At 55.0% G+C, this 7432-nt stretch carries 5 protein-coding genes, 1 tRNA gene and 3 pseudogenes; 1 reads left to right on the forward strand and 8 read right to left on the reverse strand.

Annotated elements, in window-relative coordinates:
• The coding region (locus VEZ52_RS03030; protein WP_324835475.1) for a nucleotide sugar dehydrogenase at positions 1–857 on the reverse strand (857 nt) is incomplete at its 3' end.
• A gap of 859 nt (positions 858–1716) precedes the next feature.
• Here VEZ52_RS03030 and VEZ52_RS03035 point away from each other — a divergent pair.
• Positions 1717–1920 (forward strand): annotated as a pseudogene (locus VEZ52_RS03035) (transposase); the annotation flags it as partial.
• On the opposite strand, the pseudogene VEZ52_RS14620 reads toward VEZ52_RS03035, so the two are convergent.
• From VEZ52_RS14620 to VEZ52_RS03065, 7 genes and pseudogenes are all read right to left on the reverse strand, one after another.
• Positions 1830–2179, reverse strand: a pseudogene (locus tag VEZ52_RS14620) (DegT/DnrJ/EryC1/StrS family aminotransferase). The pseudogenes VEZ52_RS03035 and VEZ52_RS14620 sit on opposite strands and share 91 nt — an antisense overlap.
• A 692-nt stretch (positions 2180–2871) precedes the next feature.
• Entirely contained in the window at positions 2872–3813 is a 942-nt protein-coding gene (locus VEZ52_RS03040) for a GDP-L-fucose synthase (protein ID WP_324835476.1), read from the reverse strand.
• Positions 3814–3816: 3 nt separating this feature from the next.
• Complete coding sequence (gene gmd, locus VEZ52_RS03045; RefSeq protein WP_324835477.1) at positions 3817–4965, reverse strand: GDP-mannose 4,6-dehydratase; 1149 nt, start codon at positions 4963–4965, stop codon at positions 3817–3819.
• Positions 4966–4997: 32 nt separating this feature from the next.
• Positions 4998–5129: a hypothetical protein gene (locus VEZ52_RS03050; protein ID WP_324835478.1), complete on the reverse strand. Its 132-nt coding sequence runs from the start codon at positions 5127–5129 to the stop codon at positions 4998–5000.
• Between the two features lie 110 nt (positions 5130–5239).
• A pseudogene (locus VEZ52_RS03055) lies at positions 5240–5518 on the reverse strand (sugar phosphate nucleotidyltransferase); the annotation flags it as partial.
• Between the two features lie 162 nt (positions 5519–5680).
• Positions 5681–7087 (reverse strand): phosphomannomutase, encoded by a 1407-nt coding sequence (locus VEZ52_RS03060; protein WP_324835480.1) that lies wholly within the window; start codon positions 7085–7087, stop codon positions 5681–5683.
• 234 nt (positions 7088–7321) lie between these two features.
• Positions 7322–7397, reverse strand: a tRNA-Ala gene (locus VEZ52_RS03065).
• Between the last annotated feature and the right edge of the window lie 35 nt (positions 7398–7432).

The raw sequence follows: 7432 nt of genomic DNA on the forward strand, positions 1-7432 counted from the left end.
ACCTCGGGGTGGCAGCCGATTTCTTCGGCCTTGTAGGTCAGGTAATAGGGATCCACGCCAATGCAGTGCCCGCCCACAAGACCCGGACGGAACGGCAGGAAGTTCCACTTGCTGCCTGCGGCTTCAAGCACTTCCAGCGTATCAATGCCCATGCGGTTGAAAATAAGGGCCAGTTCGTTCATCAGGGCGATGTTGATATCGCGCTGCGTATTTTCAATAACCTTGGCGGCCTCGGCCACCTTGATGCACGAAGCCCTGTGGATGCCCGCCGTCACCACCGCGCCATAGACCTTAACCAGCAGGTCTGCGGTGGGGGCGTCAGAGCCGGAAACAACCTTGCGGATGGTTTCAAGCCGGTGAACCTTGTCGCCGGGATTGATGCGCTCGGGCGAATACCCCACGGTAAAATCCGCAGGAAAGCGCATGCCGGATTCTTTTTCCAGCAGGGGGATGCATTCGTCCTCGGTAACGCCAGGGTATACCGTAGACTCATAGCACACCACGCAGCCCTTGGGCATATGGCGGCCAACCGTGCGGCTTGCACCCACCACAGGCGTAAGATCGGGCTGACGGTGGCTGTCTACCGGGGTAGGCACAGCCACGATGATCACGCCAGCCTTGGCAAGCTCGGTGGCATCGCTGGTAAAACGGGCCGTGCTGGCGGCAAGGGAAGCATCGTCAACCTCATTGGTAGCATCGTGCCCCTTGTTGAGTGCATCTACCCGCGCCATGTTGATATCAAAGCCAATGACATCAAAGTGATGGGAAAGGGCAACAGCCAGGGGCAAGCCCACATAACCCAGACCAACCACTGCCACGGAAGATTTCTTTGCCAACAGGTCTTCGAATGAAACCATTTGATTGTCCTCAATACTACTGGATTCCTTCTAACGGAACCACAGACGCACTCTTGTGTGAAGTAAAAAAGTCCGCGCTGCAGAGTTGGGCAACATGCCGGATGGGCAGCAAAGCAGCAACACCTTAAAACTCTCTGCGAGCACCTGATTTTATAAAAATCACATACAAACAGCTAGATGCCTTCATTTATGGCCGATTTTGCTCACCTTTCATACGAACAAGACCATACAGCCTAGCAACAGCAAGTATCCGTGCTGCCCACAGAATGGCCAACACTGCATACATTCAGCGATCCTGCATTGCGAACAACGCCCAAACAATGCAACGACTAAAATTACACTAATGGCTGGGCATTGAAAAGGGAGAAATGAGCCTCTTTCGCCGCAGCCAAACGCTGCGCAGACAGACGACAGTTGGGCACATCTTGCCCATGATCCACGGCGCTCCCGCACGCTACCACCAGTTGCTCAGACACCCGATGAACATGCGAACCGATAGATACCCTGTGCATTCCCGTAGCGTAGGACATCCAGAGGGGCCACGCAGAGGGGATGCAGCGCAGCGCATGAACAGCCTTGAGAATCCGCGTTTTTTCAGCAAATACATGCGTCCGGCTGCATAGTTTGCCACCCTTTGCAGCGAGAGTTAATTTTCTTCAGGCGAAGGATGCCCCCCCTATGAGCCATGGGCAAGCTGGAATGGCGCGCACGTATATCGTCCAGATACCCAGAAGGGCTAAGCCAACTTCCTACTAGTTGTTTGGGGGATTGTCCAATTTGCCCGCAGACTGCAAGCAGCTCTCCCCTCCTGAGAAGTATGCCATTGAAAAGTTAGTGTTCCAGACATAGGAGCACAAGAATGAAACGCAGCAAATTCACCGAAGATCAAATTATTGGAATTTTGCGGCAGGCTGGGGCTGAAGTTCGTGCCGTTGATCTGTGCCGTCAGCATGGCATCTTGGATGCAACCTTTTACAAATGGCGCACTACGTTCGGTGGAATGAACATCTCTGACGCAAAGCGGTTACGCCATTTAGAGAAAGAAAACGCACGGCTGAAAAGACCGCCAGCACGTTTACCGCAACAAGACGCGCCGAGGGCCTCGGCAGCTTCTTCCATAAGGATAATAATTTTGCCAGCGCAAATATTTTCAAAAGCTGACATGTCGCAAAAATTGCCGAAAATATGCACATGATGACAACATTGGTGCGCGGCGTAATTTTTGCTGCCACAACGGCTGGCGAGATATTCCAGGTTTTCGCATTGGCATCCACAAAAACCGGCATTGCCCCGGTGCAGCAAATAGCTAGCGCAGATGCCATCACGGCACTATAAATAATACTTGGAGACAGTGTCTCTTTTTCTCTAGTCAAATATGTACTCTAAAATGTAAATGGGCATCCTCAGAGGTTGCAAAATTTTCACCATAACGAATACATAGCGACATTCTAAAAAATCAGCGGCGACTTCGCCAAGGAATTGCTGTGAGGTTCGCCGTAATCAGTACTAATATCCTGTCCGTTTTGTTTGCCTAGTTTTGCACGCGCCTGCCAGTAGATACTGCGCATGAATCAAACGCGACGCGGCCCCATCAGGCAAAACAGCTCACCTAAAGGTCGAGGTTCTGGCTGCCCACCAGAGAACTCGTGACAAGCTGTCACGCCGTCAGCCTCAGCAAGGTCAAGCGGCTGCGCCATGAACGTCGCCTCTTCTGTAATCGCAAACAACGGGTTATCCGCACCATTGAGTCGAACCACGCGTGCCGATCACTCCCAATCCTCTGAACTGCGGATTCACGCATATTGAGCACAGCCGCGTGAGGGTGAGCGACATTGCATCCCCACGCGGCAGGGCTAGCATATACCGATAATGAAGACAGGCAGCACTTGGATATCTCTCACCAGCACGCTTGTCAGAAGCCGGATGATGAAACCAAAGCTGCCGATTGCCGCTCAATATGAACATACAAATTTGACGACCAATAGCACAATAACGAGCGTGGGAGCCACAAACGCTAATAACCCCGCTTGTACTGGCTTTGCAAAAAATCGCTGTATGCATCGTGCAAGCCTTCTTCAAGCCCCACGCGGGGTTTCCACCCCATGCCAAAAAGCTTGCCCGAATCCATGAGCTTGCGGGGCGTACCGTCCGGCTTTGCAGAATCGGTATCAATTTCGCCGTTGAAGCCCACAACCCTGGCGACAAGCCGGGCAATTTCCATAATGGTGCATTCCTGCTGGCAGCCCACATTGACGTGTTCAAAGTCAGAATAGTTCTCAAGCAAAAACACGCAGGCTTCCGCCATGTCGTCCACGTGCAGAAATTCGCGCAAAGCCTTACCCGTCCCCCAAATGGTCACCTTGGCGGCTCCGCTTTCTTTTGCTTCGTGAAAGCGGCGAATCAGCCCAGGAATCACATGGCTGTTTTCCGGATGATAGTTGTCGCCGGGGCCATACAGATTGGTGGGCATGGCGCTGATGGCGTCAAAGCCATACTGCTGGCGGTAGGCCTGGCACATTTTGATGCCCGAAATTTTTGCCAGCGCGTAGGCATCATTGGTTGGCTCCAGCGGCCCGGTGAGCAGATATTCTTCCTTGATGGGCTGCGGGCACATCTTGGGGTAAATACATGAGGATCCCAGAAACAGCAGTTTTTTACAGCCGTTGCTGTATGCGCTGTCGATAACGTTGTTCTGGATTTGCAGGTTCTGGTAAATGAACTCTGCGGGATACGTGGCATTGGCGTGGATGCCTCCCACCTTGGCAGCGGCCAGAATCACCACGTCAGGCCTGTGTTCGGCAAAAAAAGCCCGCACTCCGGCCTGATCGCACAGGTCCAGTTCCGCATGCGTGCGTGTGAGCTGCCGTTCATAGCCAGAACGCGTCAAGGCACGACACAGGGCGCTGCCCACCAGCCCCCGATGGCCAGCCACATAGACCTGGGCATCTTTGCGCATGACTTACTCGTTGTGGCTAAAGGTTTTAAAGCCAGCCACTTTGCACACGACGTCGCGCATGCTCAAGGCAAGGTCTTCACGCGCCATTTCGGCCACCATGTCTTCAAATGAGGTTTTCGGCTCCCAGCCCAGCTTTTCCTTGGCCTTGGCTGGTTGGCCCAGCAGGTTTTCTACTTCGGTGGGGCGAAAATAGTGCGGGTCAACGCGCACAATAACATCGCCGGGTTTGAGATGGCATTCCAGCCCCTGGCGGTTGCCAGCGACCTGCTGCAAGCGGCTCACGTCAACGTTTGTTACAGTGCCGGTTTCTTCCATGCCCGTGCCCTGCCAACTGAGGCAGACGCCAAGCTCTGCGGCTGCGGCATTGACAAAGTCGCGCACGGAAAACTGCCGCCCGGTAGCGATCACAAAATCATCGGGCTCTTCCTGCTGCAACATAAGCCACTGCATTTCAACGTAATCACGCGCGTGACCCCAATCTCGCTTGGCACCCATGTTGCCGAGGTACAGGCAATCCTGCAAGCCAAGCACCATGCGCGACATAGCACGGGTGATCTTGCGGGTCACAAAGGTTTCACCACGGATGGGCGATTCGTGATTGAAAAGGATGCCGTTGCATGCATACATGCCGTAAGCTTCGCGGTAGTTGACCGTAATCCAGTAGGCGTAAAGTTTGGCGCAGGCGTAGGGAGAACGGGGATAGAACGGTGTTTTTTCCGTCTGCGGTATTTCCTGCACCAGCCCAAAAAGCTCTGAGGTAGAGGCCTGATAAAAACGTGCGGTCTCCGTGAGTCCGGCAATACGGATGGCCTCAAGCAGACGCAGGGTTCCGAGGGCGTCCACATCCGCAGTGTATTCAGGCGACTCAAAAGAAACCTGCACATGGCTCTGCGCCGCCAGATTATACACTTCGTCCGGCTTTATTTCCTGCATGAGGCGCACCAGATTGCTGGAGTCGCTCAGGTCGCCGTGATGCAGAACAAAGTGCCGCTGCTTGGCGTGCGGATCTTCATAAAGGTGATCAATACGGTCGGTGTTGAACAACGAAGAGCGCCTTTTGATGCCGTGCACCTCGTAGCCCTTCTGCAACAGAAACTCCGCAAGGTAAGCCCCATCCTGTCCGGTGATGCCGGTTATAAGCGCTTTTTTCATAATTTCAGCATAGTATCGTTTTAATGGTGAAACTACGAGGAGCGGTACCCTTCCCGCCCGTACACATCCGCAAAACGCACGATATCGTCCTCACCCAGATAGGAGCCGGACTGTATTTCCATAAGCACCAGAGGGATCACCCCAGGACTTTTTAGGCGAAGCATGGTGCCAACTGGTATGTGGGTCAACGGGTTTTTCCGTAAACAGCTTGACCAGATCGCCACTGGTCACCTCTGCCGTGCCGCTCACCACAGCCCAGACCTCGCCGCCAGCGCAAAGCCGGAGCTGTGTTGCGCGGCGCTGGTTCCAGCAGGATTTTGCCATGCACGCCGCATTCATACAGTTCTGCGGTCACGTAGAAGTGGTGAGCCTCATTGCACACAATAACAGGCTCCAGGCTATCCGGCGTATGCTTGGCCCGCAGCACGGTATCCTTGAACAGTGTTTTCCCGCCGCCCAGATCCACAAACTGCTTTGGGTATGTCTCGCGCGAAAGCGGCCACAAACGCGTACCACGACCGCCGCACAGAATCACGGGGGCAATATTCTGCATGAATTTCCTCACCATTGCGTCAATGTTGGAGCACCAATCCGGTGCACTGCCAACAGGGCAAACAAAATCATGCTACGGCATCAAGCGCCCACAAACAAGCCCCTTGCGGTTTGCCTGTCGGGCCTTATTCCTGCTGTAAGCGGCAGAGCCACTACCGTCTGCTCAGGCAGGTATGGCCCCACCCTGTTTTTCCAGAAATCGTAGTATTTCAGCCGTTTTTTCTTCCATCAACGCATGTTTTCCCCTGCTCTCCACATTCAGGCGCAGCAGGGGTTCGGTATTGGACATGCGCAAGTTGAAACGCCAATCGGCAAATTCCAGATTGACGCCGTCCATGCTGTCTTCGTACAGAGCCGAAGCCGCATAACGATCCCTCACCTGCTGCATGAGAGCCGGGGCATCCTGCACCCGTCGGTTGATTTCACCGCTGCACGGATAGGCCGCCATGCGCTCTGCCACAAGCTCTGCCAGGGGCTTGCCTGTGCGGTGCAGCAAAGAGGCCACCAGCAGCCAGGGCAGCATGCCCGAATCGCAGTAGGCAAAATCGCGAAAATAATGATGCGCGCTCATCTCGCCGCCATACACGGCATCTTCGGCGCGCATGCGTTCCTTCATGAAGGCGTGACCGGTCTTGCCCATTACGGGCTGCCCGCCTGCGGCCTGCACCACCTCACGGGTGTTCCAGTACACTCTGGTGTCGTGCACCACTTTGCCGCCAGGCACACGCCGCAGCAGCTCCTGCGCCAGCAGGCCTATGCAGTAGTAACCTTCAATAAAATTGCCGTCCGCGTCATAAAAAAAACAGCGGTCAAAATCGCCGTCCCAGGCAACGCCCATGTCCGCGCCAGATTCACGCACGGCTGCGGCTGTGGCCGCCCGGCGCTCCGACAGCAGGGGGTTGGGCACACCATGGGGAAAAGTTCCGTCAGGCTGCATCTGCCGACAGACAAATTCAAAGGGCAGCGAGGCCATCAGATCGCTCAGCACCAGTCCTGCGCAGCCATTACCCGCATCAGCCACAATCTTCAGGGGCTTGCGTCCAGCAATTGGTGCAAGCTGTGCTGCACCGCTGTATTCAAGCAGCCAGGCCACATAGTCGTCACGGAACGAGGCATGGTGCAGAGGGGAGACTTCAAGGGACTCGGCAGAGTCGCCGTTTTCGGCAAGAATGGCCTCCACACGGTCGCGCAGGGCAAACAGGCCAGAATCGCCGCTGATGGGAATGGCCCCGCCGCGCACCAGCTTGAAACCGTTTTCGTCCGCCGGATTGTGGCTGCCCGTGATCATGACGCCCGCGCCAAAGGGCTGGTTGGCGGCGGCATAATAGATTTCTTCTGTGCCGCACATGCCTATGTCCGTCACCTGCGCCCCGGCCTCACGCAAGCCCAAGGCCAGCGCATCGCGCAATTCGGGGCCGGAAAGTCGGGCGTCGCGGCCAATCACAACGCTTTTTGCGTCCAGTATTTCAACAACGGCCCTGCCCAGCGCGCGGGCCAGCGGCGCATTGAGAACGCCTGGCACGCGGCCCCGGATATCGTAGGCTTTGAAGCATGAAAGTGAATTGCCCATGACGTCCCTCTTCTGCATTATATTGATGCATTGTCCTTTTCATTCCAGACCAAGAGAACAATGCATACTTTTTATCCAACTTGCAGCCCAATTGCCAATGCATTTTGGCGCATACAGGCTCCGCACGGAGCCTGCCGCCGTGCGCACCCCCCATAAGCCCGCCCTGCAGTCTTTGCGGACATGGAACGCATAAAAAAAAGGGATCACGGTATTATCCGTAACCCCTTGATATTGTGGTGGAGAAGAAGGGATTTGAACCCTCGACCCCCGCCTTGCGAAGGCGATGCTCTCCCAGCTGAGCTACTTCCCCACAATGGAAAGCTTAACGCAGGAAATGAGCAATAG

Source organism: Desulfovibrio sp. (assembly GCF_035644575.1).
Classification (GTDB): domain Bacteria; phylum Desulfobacterota; class Desulfovibrionia; order Desulfovibrionales; family Desulfovibrionaceae; genus Desulfovibrio.